At 42.9% G+C, this 18,834-nt stretch carries 15 protein-coding genes; 14 read left to right on the top strand and 1 reads right to left on the bottom strand.

Going from position 1 to position 18,834, the window contains the following annotated elements:
- The first annotated feature begins 14 nt into the window (after nucleotides 1-14).
- The 4 genes from FOT42_RS11195 (at nucleotide 15) to FOT42_RS11180 (ending at nucleotide 1,816) form a co-directional block, all read left to right on the top strand.
- Nucleotides 15-482 (top strand): hypothetical protein, encoded by a 468-nt coding sequence (locus tag FOT42_RS11195; protein ID WP_151890666.1) that lies wholly within the window; start codon nucleotides 15-17, stop codon nucleotides 480-482.
- A gap of 133 nt (nucleotides 483-615) precedes the next feature.
- Complete coding sequence (locus tag FOT42_RS11190; RefSeq protein ID WP_151890665.1) at nucleotides 616-858, top strand: type II toxin-antitoxin system ParD family antitoxin; 243 nt, start codon at nucleotides 616-618, stop codon at nucleotides 856-858.
- The gene (locus tag FOT42_RS11185) at nucleotides 845-1,138 is read left to right on the top strand and encodes a type II toxin-antitoxin system RelE/ParE family toxin (RefSeq protein ID WP_192938380.1); all 294 of its coding nucleotides are present in this window, start codon (nucleotides 845-847) and stop codon (nucleotides 1,136-1,138) included. Before FOT42_RS11190 ends, FOT42_RS11185 begins: the two co-directional genes overlap by 14 nt.
- A gap of 18 nt (nucleotides 1,139-1,156) precedes the next feature.
- Nucleotides 1,157-1,816 (top strand): hypothetical protein, encoded by a 660-nt coding sequence (locus FOT42_RS11180; RefSeq protein WP_151890663.1) that lies wholly within the window; start codon nucleotides 1,157-1,159, stop codon nucleotides 1,814-1,816.
- A gap of 215 nt (nucleotides 1,817-2,031) precedes the next feature.
- Here the strand turns inward: FOT42_RS11180 and FOT42_RS11175 are convergent, their stop codons facing one another.
- Complete coding sequence (locus tag FOT42_RS11175; RefSeq protein ID WP_151890662.1) at nucleotides 2,032-2,796, bottom strand: DeoR/GlpR family DNA-binding transcription regulator; 765 nt, start codon at nucleotides 2,794-2,796, stop codon at nucleotides 2,032-2,034.
- A 277-nt stretch (nucleotides 2,797-3,073) separates the two neighbouring features.
- Between FOT42_RS11175 and FOT42_RS11170 the strand changes: the two genes are divergently transcribed.
- The 10 genes from FOT42_RS11170 to FOT42_RS11125 all read left to right on the top strand — a co-directional run bounded on the left by FOT42_RS11170 (nucleotide 3,074) and on the right by FOT42_RS11125 (nucleotide 18,830).
- The gene (locus tag FOT42_RS11170; RefSeq protein WP_151890661.1) at nucleotides 3,074-6,127 is read left to right on the top strand and encodes a SusC/RagA family TonB-linked outer membrane protein; all 3,054 of its coding nucleotides are present in this window, start codon (nucleotides 3,074-3,076) and stop codon (nucleotides 6,125-6,127) included.
- A gap of 11 nt (nucleotides 6,128-6,138) precedes the next feature.
- Nucleotides 6,139-7,833: a RagB/SusD family nutrient uptake outer membrane protein gene (locus FOT42_RS11165; protein WP_151890660.1), complete on the top strand. Its 1,695-nt coding sequence runs from the start codon at nucleotides 6,139-6,141 to the stop codon at nucleotides 7,831-7,833.
- 36 nt (nucleotides 7,834-7,869) lie between these two features.
- A complete protein-coding gene (locus FOT42_RS11160) occupies nucleotides 7,870-9,597 on the top strand; it encodes a sodium:solute symporter family transporter (RefSeq protein WP_151890659.1) in 1,728 nt (575 codons plus the stop codon).
- Nucleotides 9,598-9,672: 75 nt separating this feature from the next.
- Nucleotides 9,673-11,058 (top strand): FAD-dependent oxidoreductase, encoded by a 1,386-nt coding sequence (locus FOT42_RS11155; RefSeq protein WP_151890658.1) that lies wholly within the window; start codon nucleotides 9,673-9,675, stop codon nucleotides 11,056-11,058.
- 121 nt (nucleotides 11,059-11,179) lie between these two features.
- Nucleotides 11,180-12,049, top strand: a complete 870-nt coding sequence (locus FOT42_RS11150; RefSeq protein ID WP_192938379.1) for an endonuclease/exonuclease/phosphatase family protein — start codon at nucleotides 11,180-11,182, stop codon at nucleotides 12,047-12,049.
- A 53-nt stretch (nucleotides 12,050-12,102) separates the two neighbouring features.
- Nucleotides 12,103-13,764, top strand: coding sequence for an alkaline phosphatase PafA (pafA, locus tag FOT42_RS11145; protein WP_151890656.1), 1,662 nt, complete (start codon nucleotides 12,103-12,105; stop codon nucleotides 13,762-13,764).
- 71 nt (nucleotides 13,765-13,835) lie between these two features.
- A complete protein-coding gene (locus FOT42_RS11140) occupies nucleotides 13,836-14,735 on the top strand; it encodes an endonuclease/exonuclease/phosphatase family protein (RefSeq protein ID WP_192938378.1) in 900 nt (299 codons plus the stop codon).
- A 320-nt stretch (nucleotides 14,736-15,055) separates the two neighbouring features.
- On the top strand, nucleotides 15,056-16,300 hold the full coding sequence (locus FOT42_RS11135) for an MFS transporter (protein ID WP_151890654.1): 1,245 nt from the start codon (nucleotides 15,056-15,058) through the stop codon (nucleotides 16,298-16,300).
- A 90-nt stretch (nucleotides 16,301-16,390) separates the two neighbouring features.
- Nucleotides 16,391-17,362: a 2-hydroxyacid dehydrogenase gene (locus FOT42_RS11130; RefSeq protein ID WP_151890653.1), complete on the top strand. Its 972-nt coding sequence runs from the start codon at nucleotides 16,391-16,393 to the stop codon at nucleotides 17,360-17,362.
- 22 nt (nucleotides 17,363-17,384) lie between these two features.
- Entirely contained in the window at nucleotides 17,385-18,830 is a 1,446-nt protein-coding gene (locus tag FOT42_RS11125) for an FGGY-family carbohydrate kinase (protein WP_151890652.1), read from the top strand.
- Nucleotides 18,831-18,834: the final 4 nt, after the last annotated feature.

Below are 18,834 nucleotides of genomic sequence, written 5' to 3'. Positions count from 1 at the left end.
AAGTACAAATAAACATGCAGAAAATAAGCGTAAATTTTGGCATACTATTGGAAATTGTCGAGGACTGGATAAGGAATGATTTGATTGCCAATCGTATTACTGCCAGGATTGTCAATGGGGAAGAGACGGTGGAAACAACCATTGACGGAGCTTATTTTGTTGAAAATCATAAAACGGTTTACTTGGTCATGCGGCGGCGGGAGCAGGAAGACCTTTTTGATGATGACGGAAACCTTCTCAATGATGAAACTCCGAGCGGTATTCATGAAAATCTTCGAGAACTGGAGAAACTAGGCGTAGATTACAGTACTCCGATTGAAATAGAGATATGGTTCTCAGATGGTGAGGATGATATTCAGTACCGGTTGGAGTGCCATCAATACTATGTCAGCAATGAAAGGTTGGCCGTTATCCATTTTCTTGGTCGTGAAGAAGATGAAGATAAGGATGAATTTATAAACTTTCTGCACGAACAATATTAAGTTTAAAGTTCAAGTAAACGATAGCTGACCAACCTATTAGCGAGGCGTATATGCTCACTCTAAATTTTTAAAAAGAGCCGAACACATCTAAGTGGTGCAAAAAAGTATTATATTGCACCACAAACATAGATTTATGGAAACAGTTAGAAAGTCAATCACTTTTACAAATCAACAAGATGGTTGGATAAAGCTTAGGGTTCAATCAGGTGACTTTACCAATGATAGTGAATATATAAGGGATTTGGTAAGAAAGGACCAGGAAGAGAACATGAAACTCGCGGAACTTAAGGCCGCAATTGATGATGGATTGCAAAGTGGCAGAAGTAGTCTCAAAATAAATGACATTATCACAAAAGTTGATAATGGGGAATTATAATTTATCTACCAGGGCCCAATATGACTTAGTTGGCATTTATAAATATGGTATAAAGTTTTTTGGTCCTCAACAGGCCTCCAAGTATTTATTGAATTTGGAAAATTTTTTAGAGGAACTCGCCGAACGCCCAGAATTGGCCAAAGATGCATCGGCCATTTCCGGTCCTTTAAAATACTACAGTTATAAAGCTCATGTCATTTTCTGCCAATTTGATAGTGCCAACGAAATTTTTATTGTTAGGGTGTTGGGCCAACGCATGAATTTTATTGAGCATCTTTAAAGTTCAAATTAACGATAATTGAAAGTATCAAAATCTGACATAATCGAGTTAATTGAAGATGAGAAAACCGACAGTTTTACGAATCACTTAAATGCCATATTAAAATGGGGTTTTCGTCCCACTGGTGAGATACAGAAACGAGAAATAAGAGTTTGGAGACAAAATGTTTGGAATGGGGTGTTTTATCCCATTTTTAAATTCCACCTAAACAACGATGGATATTTAGTGAAAATCACAGACAGAATTAATCCAGTTGGACTGATTGTTTACATTCTTTTATGTGCTGTGGTTTCCATTCCTTGGTTAAATTGGATATTTGATGATTATGACCCAGCTTCTCACTGGATCCAAATTATTACCTGGGTTGTTTTCTTCGGGATTTTTGGTTTGATAAGCTTCAAAATCTACCAAATGGAGAAGAAAATCCAATTGAGTCAGATTTACGAAATTTTGGAAATCGAGGTGGAAGGCGATAAATTGGAGGATGAATGGGGGATGAAAAAAATACTGTTGAGAATCATTACCTATGCTCTCTCTTTTTTATTGATTGCCGTTTGCTTCATTTTCGTCATTCCAAGCGGTAATTATCTAATTGCACTGGCAACGTTATTAATTGTTGGAGTTTATTTATACTCAGACTTGAAAATATTACTAAAGAAAGGCAAGAAGAAACAATGAATACATTGTATGATTATAGTAAACAAAGTTCAAATGGATGAGCCGGATGGTCAAGGCCACCAAAAACGGAAAATGTGAGCCACTCAATATTTGGTTTTAGTGAGTTGAAAATTAGATTTTTGTGTTGGTTTTGAGGGTGTTCAATTTTGACCGGCGAAGGGAGTATAATATGTCCGGCGTTTCCACCTGAGTTCACAATACAGCTTCTTTAAATACTATTTTGCGATGATAACCTCCACATCTTTTTCCTTAAGCATTTTTTCTGCCCTCGGTGGAATTCCATCATCTGTAACCACATAGTGAACTTGTTCGAAACTACAGATTTTGCCAAGCCCGCGTTTGCCAAACTTTGTGCTGTCGGCTAGTACAACCACAATTTGTGCAGATTCTATCATTTTTTTGTTCAAAGGGGCCTCTGTAAGGTTGGTTATAGAAAAACCGAAATCAAGATCAATCCCGTCAACACCCAAAAACAGGATTCTTGAGGAAATCTCCTTAAGGGCCTCCTCTGCAGCGCTACCGGTAACAGACGAGGAGTTTTGCCTTATGACCCCGCCCAATTGATATACCTCTATAAAAGGACGATTGCAGATTTCCATGGTGACCTTTACCGCTGGAGTAATCACGGTCAAGGATTTCTTGGGTTTTAGAATATGGGCCAACTGAAAAACTGTGGTTCCTGAGCCAATGATTATGGAATCGTTTTCCCCGATCAGTTTTAAGGCTTCTGCCGCAATCTTTCTTTTGGCCTCTACATTGATGGTTTCCTTTTCATTGATGGTCCTTTCATTCATATAGGGATTGTTCAATGAGGCCCCACCATGTGTCCGGAACAGTAATTTTTTATCTTCTAGGAGTTTCAGGTCCTTTCTGATTGTTACTCCTGAAACATTTAATTCTTCACTTAGATCATTTATTTTGACCCTTCCATCTTCTTTTAGCTTCTCTAGGATGGCACTATGTCTATCGGTAATATCCATGTTATACAATCATTAAGGTGCAGTAAATATCAAACTAAATTTAAAACGAAACATATATATAATAAAAGTACAACCTTTATTTAAACTCAACTTAACAAATATAGTTTTATTTTGTTTCATAATGTATAATTAATGAATTTTATGGGTTTATATTTGTTTTATTTGATTTAATTAACTTAAATTTACGGTATCCATAAAAAAGGATGCGCATGCAATGTTTCCATTTTGTTTAAGAATGGACCAAAAAGATTACTAAACCAAACAATTTTTAGAAAAGATGAAAAGTAACTTAAATGTATTTATCCTTCTTATCTGGTCATGTTTTTCATTCCATGCCATGGCACAAGAGTTGAAGATTGCCGGAGAGGTTTTGGATGAAGAGGGGGTTCCGTTGGCCGGGGTGACAGTTGGGATCAAAGACACCAACCAAGGTGCCATTACGGATTTTGATGGACATTTCCAATTGGATGTGCCATCCCAGAACAGTATATTGGTGTTTTCTTCCATGGGATTTAAAACCACGGAAGTTACAGTGGGATCAAGCAAGAACTTGAGGATAGTGCTGGAAACGGATACGTATGCCTTGGATGAAGTAGTGGCAATCGGTTATGGTAGGGCAAAGAAGAAAGACTTGAGTGGTTCCATTGCCACCGTGGAAGGGGATGTTCTGGCGAAGAGAAACACCACTCAAGTGGCCCAGGCCTTACAAGGAACAATGCCTGGGGTTATGGTGACCCGAAGTAACTCACAGCCCGGCGCAAGTGCCACCATTCGGGTGAGGGGGATAACCACCATCGGTGACAGCGATCCGTTAATAATTGTTGATGGAGTCCCTGTTGCCAGTATAAATGATGTCAATGCAGCGGATATTCAGGATATCTCGGTATTGAAGGATGCCGCATCCGCCTCAATTTATGGAGCGCGAGCTGCGGCGGGCGTCGTGTTAATTACCACCAAGAGGGCAAGGACCCAAAAATCAAGCCTTACCTACAATGTGACTTATGGTATTGACAAGCCCACCTCATTTCCTGATATGGTGGGTGTGAAGAGGTATCTTGAAATGATCAACGAGTTTACATGGAACGATGCAGGAAATCCAGAAGGTGGTGAATATTCCCTCTACACCGAAGAAGAGGTGAACAATTGGGATGCGCTTCATCAAGATAATCCCAACCAATACCCCTTGACCGATTGGACCGACTTGATGATCAATGATTATGCACCGCGCAGTTCCCACAACCTTTCATTTGCAAGCGGAAACGAAAATTTTCGGACACGGGCTTCTTTAAACTATGAACAGGTGGATGCCCTGTATGACCACAATTCCTTTGAAAGAATCATGACCAGGGTCAACAATGAATTTACCATTTCCAAAAAGCTTAAGGCAAATGTTGATCTGTCCTATATATACGAGGTGAGAAAGGCCCCAACCATCGATCCTGTCGTTTCTGCCCAACGGTATCCAGATATCTTTGCGGCGCAGTGGGACGATGGCAGGATAGGAATGGGCCAGAATGGATTTAATACCTATGCGCGTTTGCACTATGGAGGTTTTGACAATGTTTGGAGGAACAAACTGAACGCTCGATTGAGTTTGGCGTATGAACCTGTTGAGAATTTGGTTTTCACAGGTGTTTTTGCACCCTATCTGTATAATACAAAGGGCAAAAGGTTTGAAAAGCAAATCTCATACTATGATGCGGATGATCCGTCACAGTTTGCCGGCTACATTTCAAACGCGGAAACTACCAATCTATATGAGGCCCGAAACGATGGAAGGAACCTGACCACCCAGTTTTTGGTGAACTATTCCAAGGATTTTGGGGGATATAAGCTCGACTTCCTGGGAGGTTATGAGGGTTTTTCCTCTTTTTCTGAAACCCTGGATGCCAGTGCTGAGAATTATACCCTCAGAAACTATCCTTATCTAAGCCTTGGGCCGTTGGATTATATGAGAAATGCGGGAGGGGCTACCGAAACAGCCTATCGTTCTTATTTTGGAAGGGTCATGTTTGACTATAAGGGGAAGTATCTGCTCCAATCGAACGTTAGGGTAGATGGTTCTTCCAGGTTCCATCCTGATTATAGGTGGGGTTCGTTCCCATCAGTATCTGCCGGTTGGGTGGTGTCCGAAGAATCGTTTTTTCCTAAAAATTCAGCAATCTCTTATCTAAAGTTGAAAGCCAGTTGGGGAGAGTTGGGGAATGAGCGGATAGGAAATTATCCCTACCAATCGACCATCGGCTATTCGGATGCACTGTTCTATAGAGGAGGACAAGTGGTTTCTGCAACAACCGCTGCACAATTCTCTTATGCCATTCAGGATATATCTTGGGAAACCACAAAAACAGCAAACTATGGATTGGAATCCTATTTTTTCGACAACCGTCTGATGCTCACATTTGATTATTACGAAAAGACCACCAAGGACATGTTGCTGGAACTTGAAATACCGGACTATATGGGGTATGAAAATCCAGAACAGAATACTGGTAATATGTACACTAAAGGCTGGGATGCCCAGGTAAGTTGGAAAGACAATGTTGGAGAGCTTCGCTATTCATTTTCGGCCAATATATCCGATTTTAAATCCAAAATGGGCGATTTGGGAGGCATTGTTTTTAGGGGATCCACGATTACACGGGAAGGAACAGAGTACAATGAATGGTATGGATATAAATCTGATGGACTTTACCTGACCGAGGAAGAAATCGCGGATTCTCCCACTCTCAATTCTTCGGTGAGGCCCGGGGATGTGAAATATTTGGATGTCAGTGGTCCCGATGGTGTGCCCGATGGTCAGATAACCCCTGATTATGACCGTGTTCCGTTGGGCGGCTCCTTGCCCCGGTATCAATATGGGGGTAACATTAATGTTGAATACAAAAACTTTGATCTTACGGTTGGATTCCAGGGAGTTGGAAAAAGGAATGCTAGGTTGACCCCATCCATGGTCAAGCCCTTTCATTCAGGTTGGACCAACCCTCCGGGAATCATTGATGGGAACTATTGGAGTGTATATAATACCCCAGAAGAGAACCAATCAGCAAGATTTCCAAGATTATCCTACGTGGGTGCTGAAAACAACAATTATGAAATGTCTGATTTTTGGCTCATTGAGGGAGGGTACTTTCGGTTGAAGAACATCGTATTGGGATACACGCTCCCCAAATCTGCAACCGAATTCCTTGGAATTCAAAACTTGCGGTTTTTTGCTTCGGCCACCGATCTCTTCAGTATCGATAAGTTTCCCAAAGGATGGGATCCTGAAACGGCAGACGATTCCTATATAACTTCGACCCTATTGTTGGGGGCATCCGTTAAATTCTAAAAATGAACATCATGAAAAAGTATTGCATATTAATTTTGTTCTTCTTTATCCTCGCCACGTCATGCGAGAAACTTGACCTAGATCCACTTTCTGAAGGGTCTTCGGAAAGCTGGTATTCCGACCAAACAGAAATCGAATTGTCCCTGAATGACCTCTATCGTACCTACTTGTGGGATATTGAACAGAACTACGAAGGAGAACGGTTCACGGATAATTGGGCCCAAAGGCAAGCTGTAAAGGATTTTGTGGCAGGCACCATAAACAGTGAATGGTCATTTTCCGAAAACCTATGGCTCTCAACCTACAAGGGGATTACTAGGGCGAACACCATTCTAAATAGTTTGGAGAACGCCGTTGATAATGTACCGGAAGAAATATTGGTCCAACTTCAAGCAGAGGCACGGTTTTTTAGGGCAGTATTTTATGGCAGGCTTGTTTTTCTTTATGGAGATGTGCCATTCTATACAGATTATTTGACCGTTGAAGAGTCTTTTGAATTGTCCAGAACAGACAAGGAAGTCATTATGGAGCAGGTATATTCTGATTTTGATTTTGCCATTGCCAACCTGCCTGAAAGCTACGGTTCAAATGAATTGTCTAAAGTGACCAAAGGGGCCGCACTTGGATTTAAGGCAAGAACAGCATTGCGGCTGAATGATTTCCAAATCGCAAGGGATGCAGCACAAGAGGTTATGGACATGGAGGTCTATTCATTACATCCTGAATATGGCGATTATTTCTTGTCAAAGACCAGAAACTCACCCGAAACGATTTTTGCTATTCCTAGGTCATTTGAGTTGGGTGTATCTTGGAGTGCCAAGAATTTTTATACGCGGACACCAGGTGGTAGCAATGTTGCCCAGCCTAGTTGGGACCTTTTTGCTTCTTATACCTGTACCGATGGTTTGCCTATAGATGAATCTCCGCTATTCGACCCGAGGAATCCTTTTGAAAACAGAGATCCACGATTAGCCCAGACCATTGTTGAGTTTGGCACGGAACATTTGGGGATAATTTATGATCCTAATCCTTATGTGACAAAGGTTCTAAATGTTGGCACTGGCAACATGGTCAATAATAAAGATGCTAGAAGTGTTGATACCTATGCTTCGTATAATGGTCTTGCTTTGAAAAAAGGCGTTGATGAAGATTGGAACGATGACAATCAGACCGATTTTGATATTCGTATCATGCGGTATGCGGATATTTTATTGATGTATGCCGAAGCAAAAATTGAACTGGGTGAAATCGACCAAAGTGTTCTGGATGCCATAAACGAGGTCAGGGCCAGGGCCTATGGTGTCGATAAAGGCCAAGTATCAGAATATCCTGTGGTAGTGGAGACAGGTCAAGAAAACCTAAGGATCATATTACGAAATGAACGAAGAGTGGAATTCGCATGGGAAAACAGGAGGTTTTTTGACTTGATGCGATGGGGTTTGGCCGAAAAAGCGCTTACGAGACCGATATATGGAATACTTGACCCAGAAGATTTAAAGGAAAGGGTTATTGATGAAGACCTATGGTTTTGGTCTGAAACACCCGAAATAGATGCTGATGGTCTTCCGGATTTCTCTTCCTTGTACCAAAGTGGTACCATCAAGCTTTTGGTTGAGCGGAACTTCAATAACAGGCAATATTTGTTTCCCATTCCATCCAAGGAAATTATAATTAATGATAATTTGACACAAAATCCAGGATACTGAAAAATTATAGTAATACAACCTCTTTAACATTGGTCGATGGACAGTATTGATATTGGTGTTTTTATTGTGTATTTGGTGGCGTTGGTTGGCATGGGAAGCATGTTCTCAAGAATGAAGAATGCCAAGGACATGTTTGCTGCAGGGGGGAAATCACCATGGTGGCTGTCGGGGTTGTCCTCTTTTATGACAACCTTTTCAGCAGGAACCTTCGTCATTTGGGGCGGTATTGCCTACCGATATGGGTTGGTAGGGGTTTCTATATTGGTCATGATTGGTATTTCGGCGATGTTCGTTGGCTATTTTCTGGCAAAAAAATGGAAATCCTATGGGTATGACTCGGCTGCTGAATTCCTCAATGACAGGTTTGGGAAATCTTTGGTCCGTTTTTATACCTTTTTGCAGGGCATAGTGGGGCTTTTCACCATGGGAGGCGCTGTCTATGCGCTTGCTGTTGTGGTCACTGCTTTGTTTCCCTTGTCGGAAGGACACCTCCTCGCAGATCCAGCGACTGGTCATTTCTCGGTTACCATAGCCTCATTGATCATTTGTTTTTTGGTGATAGCCATTGCCTTTGGTGGGGGACTCTGGGCCGTTTTGGTAACCGATGCCCTGCAGTTTATCATACTGACGGTTTCGGTATTGATCGTGGTTCCCTTGATCATCACAAAGATCGGGGGACCCATGGAAATGATCAACACAGCTCCCCCAGGTTTTTTCAACTTGGTACATGGTGAGTTCACATGGTATTTTTTGATGGGTTGGGGAGTAGTTTTTTTCTTTAAGATCGGTGGAGAATGGGCCTATGTCCAAAGATTCGTGTGTGTGCCCACGGCCAGGGATGCAGTGAAATCCACCTATCTTTTTGGGATCTTGTACATAGTCAGTCCCTTGATCTGGATGTTGCCCCCTATGGCCTACAGGTGGATCGACCCCAATGCCGATTATGAACAGGCGTACGTTCTGGCCAGTCAGGCGGTATTGCCATCCGGAATGCTCGGGTTGATGATTGCCGCCATGTGTTCGGCAACGGCAAGTATGGCCACCACCCAACTCAATGTTTTTGCAGGCGCTTTCACCACCGAAATATATCAAAGGATATTTCGCCCTGATGCAAGGGACAACGAATTGGTCCGGGCCGGCAGGATTTTTACCTTTCTCTTGGGAGTGCTCATCATTGCCGGTGCACTCATCATTCCTAGGATGGGGACATATACGGGCTATATCCTTGCTTCAGTGGCCATACTCACCGGGCCATTGGTTTTGCCGACTATTTGGGGGCTTTATTCCCGAAAAACAGGCCTTAAAACAGCATGGATAGTGACAATTTTTAGTATAGTGGTAGGCTTGGTGGTAAAACTGGGCTTCCAAACCGATGGCTGGTTGGCAGAACTCCAAACTCTTTCCTACTTGACCACAATGGTGCAGGCCAATGAACGTGTAACGGAAATAGTTGTTGGTACTGCGGTTCCTTTATTGCTATTGTTTGTGGCCGAATTGGGTATTGGTAGGAAAAACAAGGGTTGGGAAAAGGTACAGGCCAAAAAACAACAGGCGTTCGAGGTCGCGGATACTGCCCCCTCCATTCTTCCTGCCAAAATTTGTGCGTGGTCGACCATAATTGTAGGCATAATGATTGCTCTTATAAGTATAGTGTCCACTGAAAAACAAATGATTACAGGTGGTTTTGCCGGTTTTCTTATTTTATTGGGGGTTGCGATACTTGCAGGGATAAGGAAAAAAGGGGAACAACATGCATTGAATTGACTTTAGGGCATGGAGAAATAGGAAAATAAGTTTAAAGAAAGATTATTCCATATTGGAATTAGAATAAATGGTTTTATGAAATATGTTAAAGAAGAAGGTAGGAATATACCTGTAAGAAAAGAAGTTGATGTTTTGGTGGTCGGGGGAGGTCCCTCGGGTATAACGGCTGCCATGGGGGCTAAAGAAAAAGACCTTAATGTCACCTTGATTGAAAACAGAAGCTTTTTGGGCGGCAATATGACTATTGGCTTGCCGGTACTGGGCTTTTTGGGACAAAAGGGCAACCAGATCATCAAGGGGCTTCCCGAAAAATTCATTCAAAAACTGAGAGAAGTGGAAGGGGCCAGCGAACATCGTCCGTGCCCGCTCCACATGAGTATTACCTTGGTGGAACCAGAAGCTGTAAAAAATGTGGCTTTGGAGATGCTTTTGGAGTATGGGATTGATGTCCAGTTGTACACCCAATTTGCCGATTCCATTGTTGAGGACGGGGAAATCAAGGGTGTGTTCGTGGAAAGCAAGGCAGGGCGGGAAGCCATTTTGGCCAAAGTGGTCATCGATTGCAGTGGCGATGCCGATGTTGCCTTTAGGGCCGGGGTCCCATGTGGAAAGGGCAATGAAAACAATGGCATGCAACCCCCTACATTGATGTTTTGCATGGCCGGTGTTGACACAGAAGAGCTTAGGACAAGCATAGCCAACCAGAGCAGGACCTATTTGACCGATTTTATCCCTGCGGAATATTTTGGACAGAACCATCAGTTCATTGTGGTTGGTCTGAGGGAGGTCATGCAACAGGCAAGGAACAATGGCCTTACATTGAATACGGAAAGAACCATTATTATCACGGGCCTGAGAAAAGGAGAAGTCTGGATCAATATGTCCAGTGTCCACGGAGTGGATGGCACAAAACCCGAAGACCTGACACATGGTGAGGTCAAGGGAAGGCAACAGATCAAGGACATCCAAAAGTATTTGATTGAATATGTCCCGGGATTCAAAGAAGCATATTTTACTAAAATGGCACCTTTTCTTGGTATCAGGGAAACTAGACGGATCGAGGGTCAATACACCATGACCAAAGAGGATATTCTGGGATGCCGACGATTTGACGATTCCATAGCCGTGGCCAGTTATCCTTTGGACCTTCACCACCCCGAGGACGGCGGTTGCACCCTTACCTGGTGTGGTGACTGTTACGATATTCCCTATCGATCGCTTGTGCCAAAAAATGTGAAAAACCTTCTCGTGGCAGGAAGGGCAATTTCCACCACCCATGAGGCGATGTCCGCCATCAGGGTGATGGCACCCTGCATGGCCATGGGTGAAGCCGCCGGAAGAGCAGCAAAAATGGCAATCACAAAAAATATATGTCCCTCGGAGATCCCGGTCAGGGAACTGCAAAAGGAATTGATTGCCCATGGGGTTTACCTCAATCAGGAGGCACTCATCAACATATAATCCATGTTAGTTTGTTTTCATCACCCCTCCCATTGTGGTTGGGAGGGGTGAATTGTTAATTGAAAAAATGAAAAAAGTGACTTTATTCAGATGTATCCAAGGGGGTGAAATAAAGACCAATATGTTTTTGACATTGGCCCTATTCATCACGATTGCCTCCTGGGCACAAAGCGGCCCAACGGAAAACCAAATTAATGTGATAAGTGCCAATATCCGGGTCGCCCTAAAATCCGATGCGACCAAAGGGCATGGATGGGAAGATAGAAAAGAAAATGTTTTTGAGGTAATAAAGAACCAAAACCCCGATATTATCTGTCTTCAAGAAGTGTTGGAAGTCCAGAACAATGATTTTAAACATAGTTTTCCCAATTATTTTTCATTTGGTTTTGAAGGCCCGGAAATGGATGCTTTTACTGATGGGGAATACCACTTAATTGCCAAGAATCCCATTCTTTTTGACCTGAGAAAGTTTGAATTTATTGGCGGAGGGGTGTATTGGTTGTCCGAAAAACCACATATAGGAGGAAGCATATCCTGGGGTTCTGCGCGGGCCAGACATGTGAATTGGGTGAGGCTGAGATCTATTCAGACCGGAAAGGTTTTTCGGGTCTTAAATACACATTTAGACCATGTCTCCAGTGAAGCAAAACAAAATCAGGCTAAAATGATCGTGGAGGAAAGTAATCAATATCCAAAAGATTTTGCCCAAATCTTAGCAGGGGATTTTAATTCCGATAGTTCAAGTGTACCCATCCAAAACCTGTTGACATCATGGAAGGACAGCTATGGGATTTTGCATAACGGGATAGATCCCGGTTTTACCGTTCATGGGTTTAAAGGACCAGAAGCAGCCACCAAAAAGGGGAAGGTGGATTTTATCTTTTACCGTGGGGCCTTGATGCCCGTTGAAGCCAAAGTCATCAAGGACAACCATGAGGGAATATACCCAAGCGACCATTATTTTGTATCGGCAACCATGGCTTTCCATTGAGACAAGCCTATTTTACCACAACACATGATCCAATGACAACCAAAAATAACTTGATGTCAAAATCCAGGTGTTTTATATTTCTCCTGTTAATGGGCATGGCACAAACGCTATTGGGTCAAGATAGACCAAAATTGGTGGTGGCGGTAGTGGTGGACCAAATGCGCCATGACTATCTATCCAGATATTGGGACAAGTTTGGGGAAAACGGTTTTAAGCGATTGGTAAACGAAGGCTTTAACTTTGAAAACAACCATTATAATTATCTGCCCACAAAAACCGCACCCGGCCATGCCTCCATTTTTACCGGAACGACGCCCATGAACCATGGCATTATTGGGAACAATTGGTACGATCGGGAGAATGGTGAAATGGTATATTGTGTGGGGGATACTGCAGTTTCATCTGTTGGTACATCAAGAAAATCTGGTAAAATGTCGCCCCACAGACTAAACGGCAACACTTTTGCGGATGAGAATCGAATCCATACCCAAATGAGGGGAAGGACCATCAGCGTCTCATTAAAGGATAGGGGTGCCATTTTGCCTGGTGGACATACAGCCAATGGGGCCTATTGGTTTTTTGGAGGAGATGAAGGGGTTTTTATCACAAGTTCCTACTATCGTTCCACGTTGCCCAATTGGGTGAACGATTTCAACGATTCCAGAAAAGTGGACACCTATCTAAGGACTTGGGACACCAAGAACCTATCCGATACCTACACGGAAAGCATTGTGGACGCTAACCCCTACGAGGGTGGATTCAAAGGAAAAGCAGAGCCAGTATTTCCCTATGACCTGCAAAAACTGAAAGAACAAAACGGGATGTATGATATTTTGATGGAAACCCCGTTTGGAAATGATATCACCTTGGATTTTGCATTGGCAGCCATAGAGGGAGAAAATTTGGGAGAGGATGGGTACACTGATGTCTTGACGGTCAGCTTTTCGAGTACCGATAAAATAGGACATAATTTTGGTGTGGATTCCAAGGAACTGGAAGATGCCTACTTAAGACTTGATGAAAATATTTCCCGGTTTTTGGAATATCTTGACGAGAAACTTGGTGTACATGAATACTTGTTCATGCTTACGGCAGATCATGGAGGAACTCATGTCCCGGCCTATTTAAAGTCCTTAAAAGTTCCGGCCGGATATTTCGACATGAGGGAGTTTAAGAGTGAGGTCGTAAAGTTTTCGGAAAAGGAATTCAAGACAAGTGGCATCATTGACAACATATCGAACAATCAGGTTTTCTTGGACCATGATGCCATTTCCCGGGCAGGCCATGATCTTGAAAAGGTAGTTCGGTCGCTATATGGCCATATATTGAATTATCCCCAGGTTGATAAAGTTTTTACGCGGTCCCAACTGGAAGGCTCCACCATTTTCCATGGAACGGGAAGCTTGGCGCAATTGGGATTCCATTTAAAAAGGAGCGGGGATCTACAGTTTGTTCTGGAACCAGGAATTTTATCCTACCGAACCACGGGATCAACCCATGGGGATGCTACCAATTATGATACCCACGTCCCTTTGATTTTTTACGGAAAGGGAATACCCGTCGGTAGCACATATAAGCGTTCCCATATTGTGGACATTGCTCCGACCATTTGTGCCATTTTAGGGGTTTCCTTCCCCAATCTTTCCACAGGAGACCCATTATGGTCAATGTTGAACTTAATACCCAACAATCAACCGTTGGTCAAACAACAATAAAATAACGTAAGATGAAACCAAGGAAATTTTTTGCCATTGGACTTTCAATATATGGACTTCGTTCGAAACCAATGTTACTGCTATATGGATGTGCATTGTTGTTTTTCTCTTCCGTAAAAGGACAGCAAGGAAGATTATTTACTTTTTTAAACTATAACACGAAGTATGGATTTGAAAAAGATTCGGCCCTAACGGCAAATTATGTGGATTGGGTCAAGAAACTTGCCCCGGATGTCATTGCGTACCAAGAGATGAACGGGTTTACCCAGAATGATATCGGGAATCTTGCCAAAAGATATGGGCACCCTTATGCAGTCATCATGAACCGTGAATATGGTGTCCCTGTGACCCACCCATTGGCCATAACGTCAAAATATCCAATTCTTGATGTACGGCGTGTCATGGACAATCTATGGCATGGCTATCTCTATGCGAAAATCAATGGTATCCACTTCTTTATTACACATTTGGCTCCTTTTACCCTTGAGGATAGACAAAAAGACATCCGAAAAATTGTTGCCCAAATGCAATCCATTCCCAAAAATGAAATGGTTGTCCTTGCAGGGGATTTCAATGCATTGTCGTCCATGGACTCGCCGTCCTATGGGGATGACCTTCTGAATGCCATGAAGCGGTCGGAAGGCAAGTTCATAAAAAAAAGTGGCACTCCGATTCTAAGGAACAGAACCGTCCATCGTAGAAACCTGAACAATGGACAGATCGACTATTCGGTGATACAGGAATTGATCGATGCTGGTTTTGAAGACAGCTTTTATTTGCGAAATGATGCTTTCAAGAACAGTGTGCCGACAGAGAAATACAGAAAAGAGAGTTCTTTTCTGCGAAGAATAGACTATATCTGGGTCAACGGGCGATTATCCAAAAAAGTGGAGTATTCGGATATCCTAAAGGATTCACTGACAGATCGTCTATCCGATCACTACCCCGTCATTTTAAAACTCAAATTGTAAATCACATCGCAAATGTTTCATTTTGTTTAAAAATAACTTTTATATTGTTTTATAATAATGTAATTTAGGTTTTTAAATAGTTTAATTTATTTAAACATTATGCATTTCAAATGTGGTTGAGGAGTTTATGAAGATTTGAAAAATTAGCTTTTACCGTACTGAAATATAATTACTATCCCTCGGGAATGCCAAATAATCATAGTTTATGTGGATTGTGTTGATGTAGGGTCCGCAAAGAAGGAAAGTCTTTTAAGTGCAGAATGCGTTGGTTTTTTGTGACGGCAAAATATCTCAACCAAAAAGTTACAGTAACAAATAAAATGAAACTAGATAAATCCATTGGTATTCCAGGACACCTCCTGTTCGGCTATTTTGGCGTTTTGATTTTCATGATGGGAGATGGGGTGGAGCAAGCTTGGCTGAGCCCATATTTACTCGACCGAGGTTTGGATATACAACAATCGGCCCTGCTCTATACGGTCTATGGGGTTACCATAGCTGTTTCGTCATGGTTTTCGGGCGTCTTGGCTGAAAGCTATGGACCCCAAAAAGTGATGATGGTCGGGGTTATGGCCTACATATTGGGTACCGTGGGCTTTGTTGGCTATGGCATTCCCGAACTGGATTTTTCAATCATGTTGGTGACTTATGCCTTTCGTGGATTTGGCTATCCCTTGTTTGCTTATGCATTTCTGGTGTGGATCACTTATGCCAGTCCCAAGGAAAGTCTGGGCAGGGCTGTCGGTTGGTTTTGGTTTGTTTTTACCGGTGGATTGAATGTATTGGGAGCTTATTATTCAAGTTGGGCAATCATCCATTTGGGATATTTGGAAACCCTTTGGAGTTCCATCTTTTGGGTGCTGATAGGGGCTTCCTTCGTACTTTTTCTAAAGAATGAGACCTTTCCTTCATCCAATGGAGAGGGAACTTGGTCAAAAATTCGTGAATTGTCCAAAGGGCTCACAATAATCAAAGAAGAACCAAAGGTGTTGTTGGGAGGGGTCATCCGGGTAATCAATACAACAGCACAGTTCGCTTTTCCCGTTTTTCTGCCATTGTACATGGCGGAACATGGTTTCACAACCAAGGAATGGCTACAAATATGGGGGGGCATATTTACAAGTAACATCATATTTAACCTGTTGTTTGGGTTCATAGGGGATTTTATAGGATGGCGTAAAACAATCATGTGGTTTGGAGGTGTTGGTTGTGGAATTTCCACCCTGCTCTTTTACTACGGAACTCAATTTCATGAAAGCGGCTTTTGGCTGGTCTTGTTTTTTGGTGTCTTGTGGGGTGCTTGTCTTGCCGGATATGTGCCCTTGTCCGCATTGGTCCCATCTCTCGTCAAGCAAAACAAAGGCGGCGCCATGGCCATTTTGAACCTTGGAGCCGGACTTCCGGTATTCGTTGGGCCAATTTTGGTAGGACTTCTCATAGGTCCGATTGGCCATGAGGGTGTCGTTTGGGTTTTGTCCGGGCTGTACTTTGTAAGTGCAATACTGACCAAATTTTTGGTGCTCCCAAAAGAACGTAGTATGGAATTGTTAAAGGTTGAAACCTGACCGATTTCGCTTTGAACCAAATAAAATCAAAGTGACTGCAAAGTAAACAGGTTGTAAGACAGAAAGAAAAGTATAATTATAAAAACAAGTATGAAAATATTGATTACTGCTCCTTATCGGGAAAAAGAACAGAAGGAATTGTTGGAGAAATTTGGCGAAGTCATATATCGCCCATGGAAAAGCCAAGGACGTGCGTACAATGAAAGTGAATTACTGGAATTATTGACAGAAACGAAGGCCGATGCACTGATCACGGAGCACGATGATGTTTCCAAAAAAGTAATAGATGCTTTCCCTGAGCTGGAATTTATCGGGGTTTGTCGAGGAACGCCTTCAAATGTGGCGGTCGAATCTGCCAGGGGACATGGTATCCAAGTGTTCAACACACCGGCCCGGAATGCCCAAGCAGTGGCCGAAATGTTTGTTTCCAATGTGATCATGCTTTTGCGCAACACGATTCCGGGGTGGCAGTGGTTGCAAAGCGAAAGTTGGGAAAAGGGTGCACACACTTCCTATTTGCAGTTCAAAGGGAACGAACTCGCCGGTAAAACTATTGGTATGGTCGGATTTGGAGCCGTTGGCCAAAGAATAGCCCATATGGTGGAGAACTTTCCGTGCAAGATACAATTCCATGATCCATTCATAGATCCGCCCAAAGCAAGCCATAAAAAGGTGTCAATGGAGGAGCTCTTCCAAACGAGTGACATAGTTTCCATAAACCTACCTGTGACCAAGGAGACCATTGGACTGATCGATGGGAACTTGCTTTCCAAAATGAAAAGGGATTCGATTTTCGTCAATACAGCAAGGGCGGCCGTTGTGGACCGTATGGCCCTTTTGGAAGTTTTGGAGAACAATCGGATAAGAGGTGCATATTTGGACGTTTTTGACCATGAACCACCCGATGCAACAGATTACAAACTCATACACTTGCCCAATGTTCTGGCCACCCCACATATCGCGGGAGCCACCTTCGAAGTGGAAGACCACCATTCGGTAATCATGAATTCAAACATTATCAACCATTTTATGGGCAAAAAACAGTATAATAAGGTCAAATAAGGGAACATACCAATTTTAAGCCATGCAAAAGAACGAATCCTACCTCATAATCGACATTGGTACGGGAAATGTCAGGGTTGCCCAGACCAGTACCGATGGCCATGTATTGAACATTGCGACCGATACGGTCCGCTATATAAGGGACGACAAGTATAAAGATGCTCTTTATTTTGCCCCCGATGAATTATGGGGACAGATAACCAATTTGATGAAAAAAATCATTGGGGAGGCCAAAGGAGGGCCAATAAAGGCCATAACTGTTTCCAGTCAACGAGAAGGTATTGTGCTGCTGGACCGTAAAGGGAATTCCATGATGGGCCTCCCCAACCATGATCATAGAGGAAGGGAATGGGAACACGAATTGAAGGACAAGGCGGAAGTGTACCGATTGACAGGAAGGTATCCAAGCTCGCTTTTTTCCGCATTTAAATTGGTCGGTGTCCGAAAAGTACACCCTGGGTTGTTTTCCGAACTGGACAAAGTGATGAGCATAAGTGATTGGGCCCAGTTCAAGCTCAGTGGCGTAATGGGCTACGAAGATTCCCAGGCATCGGAAACACTGCTTTATGACGTCAAGGAAGGGAAATGGTCCGAAAAGTTATGTTCCCTGTTTGATTTGGACATGGACATACTCCCAAAGACCCATCAATCGGGCACTATATTGGGAAAAGTGTTGCCAGAATATGCCAACATGCTCGGCATTCCAAAGGACACAGTGATTGTGGTTGGAGGTGCCGATACGCAATTGGCGGTCATGAGTACCATGCCGGCTACAGACGATGTTGTTATTGTTGCAGGAACCACAACACCCATTGTAAAGGTGGTGGACCAATATATCATAGATGAAAAACAGAGGACTTGGACCAATAGGCATACAGAACCCAACAATTTTATCCTAGAGGCAAATGCTGGGGTCACAGGATTGAATTATCAACGATTAAAGGAGATATTCTACCCGAACGAAAGTTATGATTTGATAGAGGAAGAACTGCGAAAAATCTCACCCTCTCTATGTATTGCATCATTGGGGTCCTTGATAGCGGAGGAAGAAACCCCCTTGGTCAATGGCGGGTTCATCTTTAATGTCCCCGTGCCCCATGACCTTACCAGGGCCAACTTTGTTTGGGCGACACTTTGGGATATTGCCTGTTGCGTCAATGAAAACTACAAAACACTGTGTTCGGTTTCAGGGAACGAACCTGATTATGTATGGGCCTGTGGAGGAGGAATCCAAAGCCCAACGCTCAGACAGTTCATTGCCAATCTCATCAACAAAACGGTAAGGTTCAGAAAAGGGTTCAGGCAATCTTCCGTCGTAGGAGGGGCATTTATTTGCAACCAAGCATTGCAAGATGGAGAATTCCAAACAGATGATATTGGAGAGATACAGCCGGTTTTGGATGAGGGAATGAAGGAACAATTTGCCAGTTGGCAGCAGGTAAGGGCCGGATTGAAACACATATTTTAAATGA

The organism is Flagellimonas hadalis (assembly GCF_007785775.2).
Taxonomy (GTDB): domain Bacteria; phylum Bacteroidota; class Bacteroidia; order Flavobacteriales; family Flavobacteriaceae; genus Flagellimonas; species Flagellimonas hadalis.
Note: the sequence above shows the minus strand (reverse complement) of the source record. Positions and strands in the feature narration are given on the sequence as shown.

What these genes read in the sequence shown, in the direction of transcription:
- FOT42_RS11170 (WP_151890661.1), top strand. Translation starts at nt 3,074, where the DNA reads ATGAAAAGTAACTTAAATGTATTTATCCTTCTTATCTGGTCATGTTTT.
- FOT42_RS11190 (WP_151890665.1), top strand. Translation starts at nt 616, where the DNA reads ATGGAAACAGTTAGAAAGTCAATCACTTTTACAAATCAACAAGATGGT.
- FOT42_RS11130 (WP_151890653.1), top strand. Translation starts at nt 16,391, where the DNA reads ATGAAAATATTGATTACTGCTCCTTATCGGGAAAAAGAACAGAAGGAA.
- FOT42_RS11155 (WP_151890658.1), top strand. Translation starts at nt 9,673, where the DNA reads ATGAAATATGTTAAAGAAGAAGGTAGGAATATACCTGTAAGAAAAGAA.
- FOT42_RS11160 (WP_151890659.1), top strand. Translation starts at nt 7,870, where the DNA reads ATGGACAGTATTGATATTGGTGTTTTTATTGTGTATTTGGTGGCGTTG.
- FOT42_RS11135 (WP_151890654.1), top strand. Translation starts at nt 15,056, where the DNA reads ATGAAACTAGATAAATCCATTGGTATTCCAGGACACCTCCTGTTCGGC.
- FOT42_RS11140 (WP_192938378.1), top strand. Translation starts at nt 13,836, where the DNA reads ATGTTACTGCTATATGGATGTGCATTGTTGTTTTTCTCTTCCGTAAAA.
- FOT42_RS11125 (WP_151890652.1), top strand. Translation starts at nt 17,385, where the DNA reads ATGCAAAAGAACGAATCCTACCTCATAATCGACATTGGTACGGGAAAT.
- FOT42_RS11185 (WP_192938380.1), top strand. Translation starts at nt 845, where the DNA reads ATGGGGAATTATAATTTATCTACCAGGGCCCAATATGACTTAGTTGGC.
- FOT42_RS11150 (WP_192938379.1), top strand. Translation starts at nt 11,180, where the DNA reads ATGTTTTTGACATTGGCCCTATTCATCACGATTGCCTCCTGGGCACAA.
- FOT42_RS11195 (WP_151890666.1), top strand. Translation starts at nt 15, where the DNA reads ATGCAGAAAATAAGCGTAAATTTTGGCATACTATTGGAAATTGTCGAG.
- FOT42_RS11175 (WP_151890662.1), bottom strand. Translation starts at nt 2,796, where the DNA reads ATGGATATTACCGATAGACATAGTGCCATCCTAGAGAAGCTAAAAGAA.
- FOT42_RS11165 (WP_151890660.1), top strand. Translation starts at nt 6,139, where the DNA reads ATGAAAAAGTATTGCATATTAATTTTGTTCTTCTTTATCCTCGCCACG.
- pafA (WP_151890656.1), top strand. Translation starts at nt 12,103, where the DNA reads ATGTCAAAATCCAGGTGTTTTATATTTCTCCTGTTAATGGGCATGGCA.